This window comes from Streptomyces sp. GLSS-08 (genome assembly GCF_056387915.1).
In genome coordinates this window covers 2,055-5,255 of sequence record NZ_JBWJAQ010000043.1, presented here as the reverse complement: position 1 = coordinate 5,255, position 3,201 = coordinate 2,055, and the positions used below count along the sequence as shown (strand labels likewise).

Here is a 3,201-nt window from a genome sequence, read left to right as displayed (position 1 = left end):
ACACAGTGGACGCGAGCAACTGAGGACAAGCCCTCGGCCTATTAGTACCAGTCACCTCCACACCTTGCGGTGCTTCCAGATCTGGCCTATCAACCCAGTCGTCTACTGGGAGCCTTAACCCCTCAAAGGGGGTGGGAATACTCATCTCGAAGCAGGCTTCCCGCTTAGATGCTTTCAGCGGTTATCCCTCCCGAACGTAGCCAACCAGCCATGCCCTTGGCAGGACAACTGGCACACCAGAGGTTCGTCCGTCCCGGTCCTCTCGTACTAGGGACAGCCCTTCTCAATATTCCTACGCGCACAGCGGATAGGGACCGAACTGTCTCACGACGTTCTAAACCCAGCTCGCGTACCGCTTTAATGGGCGAACAGCCCAACCCTTGGGACCGACTCCAGCCCCAGGATGCGACGAGCCGACATCGAGGTGCCAAACCATCCCGTCGATATGGACTCTTGGGGAAGATCAGCCTGTTATCCCCGGGGTACCTTTTATCCGTTGAGCGACGGCGCTTCCACAAGCCACCGCCGGATCACTAGTCCCGACTTTCGTCCCTGCTCGACCCGTCGGTCTCACAGTCAAGCTCCCTTGTGCACTTACACTCAACACCTGATTACCAACCAGGCTGAGGGAACCTTTGGGCGCCTCCGTTACTCTTTGGGAGGCAACCGCCCCAGTTAAACTACCCATCAGACACTGTCCCTGATCCGGATCACGGACCCAGGTTAGACATCCAGCACGACCAGAGTGGTATTTCAACGATGACTCCCCCTGAGCTGGCGCTCAGAGTTCACAGTCTCCCACCTATCCTACACAAGCCGAACCGAACACCAATATCAAACTGTAGTAAAGGTCCCGGGGTCTTTCCGTCCTGCTGCGCGAAACGAGCATCTTTACTCGTAGTGCAATTTCACCGGGCCTATGGTTGAGACAGTCGAGAAGTCGTTACGCCATTCGTGCAGGTCGGAACTTACCCGACAAGGAATTTCGCTACCTTAGGATGGTTATAGTTACCACCGCCGTTTACTGGCGCTTAAGTTCTCAGCTTCGCCAGACCGAAGTCTGACTAACCGGTCCCCTTAACGTTCCAGCACCGGGCAGGCGTCAGTCCGTATACATCGCCTTACGGCTTCGCACGGACCTGTGTTTTTAGTAAACAGTCGCTTCTCGCTGGTCTCTGCGGCCACCCCCAGCTCGAGCAGCAAGTGCTCTCACCAGTGATGGCCCCCCTTCTCCCGAAGTTACGGGGGCATTTTGCCGAGTTCCTTAACCATAGTTCACCCGAACGCCTCGGTATTCTCTACCTGACCACCTGAGTCGGTTTAGGGTACGGGCCGCCATGAAACTCGCTAGAGGCTTTTCTCGACAGCATAGGATCATCCACTTCACCACAATCGGCTCGGCATCAGGTCTCAGACTATGTGCTGCCCGGATTTACCTGGACAACGTCCTACACCCTTACCCCGGGACAACCACCGCCCGGGATGGACTACCTTCCTGCGTCACCCCATCACTCACCTACTACAGGTCTGGTCCGTCGGCTCCACCACTTTCCTTTCCCCGAAGGGTCCGGAACGGCTTCACGGACTTAGCATCGCCTGGTTCGATGTTTGACGCTTCACAGCGGGTACCGGAATATCAACCGGTTATCCATCGACTACGCCTGTCGGCCTCGCCTTAGGTCCCGACTTACCCTGGGCAGATCAGCTTGACCCAGGAACCCTTAGTCAATCGGCGCACACGTTTCTCACGTGTGTATCGCTACTCATGCCTGCATTCTCACTCGTGAACCGTCCACCACTAGCTTCCGCTGCGGCTTCACCCGGCACACGACGCTCCCCTACCCATCCCAACGGGCGTTGGCCCTATTGCTGGAATGACACGACTTCGGCGGTACGCTTGAGCCCCGCTACATTGTCGGCGCGGAATCACTAGACCAGTGAGCTATTACGCACTCTTTCAAGGGTGGCTGCTTCTAAGCCAACCTCCTGGTTGTCTGTGCGACTCCACATCCTTTCCCACTTAGCGTACGCTTAGGGGCCTTAGTCGATGCTCTGGGCTGTTTCCCTCTCGACCATGGAGCTTATCCCCCACAGTCTCACTGCCGTGCTCTCACTTACCGGCATTCGGAGTTTGGCTAAGGTCAGTAACCCGGTAGGGCCCATCGCCTATCCAGTGCTCTACCTCCGGCAAGAAACACACGACGCTGCACCTAAATGCATTTCGGGGAGAACCAGCTATCACGGAGTTTGATTGGCCTTTCACCCCTAACCACAGGTCATCCCCCAGGTTTTCAACCCTGGTGGGTTCGGTCCTCCACGAAGTCTTACCTCCGCTTCAACCTGCCCATGGCTAGATCACTCCGCTTCGGGTCTTGAGCGCGCTACTGAATCGCCCTATTCGGACTCGCTTTCGCTACGGCTTCCCCACACGGGTTAACCTCGCAACACACCGCAAACTCGCAGGCTCATTCTTCAAAAGGCACGCAGTCACGACTGTATGTGCAAGCACATACAGCGACGCTCCCACGGCTTGTAGGCACACGGTTTCAGGTACTATTTCACTCCGCTCCCGCGGTACTTTTCACCATTCCCTCACGGTACTATCCGCTATCGGTCACCAGGGAATATTTAGGCTTAGCGGGTGGTCCCGCCAGATTCACACGGGATTTCTCGGGCCCCGTGCTACTTGGGTGTTTCTCAAACGAGCCGTTGACGTTTCGACTACGGGGGTCTTACCCTCTACGCCGGACCTTTCGCATGTCCTTCGCCTACATCAACGGTTTCTGACTCGTCTCACGGCCGGCAGACCGTAAAAGAGAAATCCCACAACCCCCACGACGCAACCCCTGCCGGGTCTCACACGTCGTAGGTTTAGCCTCATCCAGTTTCGCTCGCCACTACTCCCGGAATCACGGTTGTTTTCTCTTCCTGCGGGTACTGAGATGTTTCACTTCCCCGCGTTCCCTCCACATACCCTATGTGTTCAGGTATGGGTGACAGCCCATGACGACTGCCGGGTTTCCCCATTCGGAAACCCCCGGATCAAAGCCTGGTTGACGGCTCCCCGGGGACTATCGTGGCCTCCCACGTCCTTCATCGGTTCCTGGTGCCAAGGCATCCACCGTGCGCCCTTAAAAACTTGGCCACAGATGCTCGCGTCCACTGTGCAGTTCTCAAACAACGACCAACCACCCATCACCC

At 56.7% G+C, this 3,201-nt stretch carries 1 rRNA gene; it reads right to left on the bottom strand.

Annotation, left to right across the window (positions count from 1 at the left end):
• Positions 1-21 precede the first annotated feature (21 nt).
• Positions 22-3,145, bottom strand: a 23S ribosomal RNA gene (locus AC0ZLC_RS34235).
• Between the last annotated feature and the right edge of the window lie 56 nt (positions 3,146-3,201).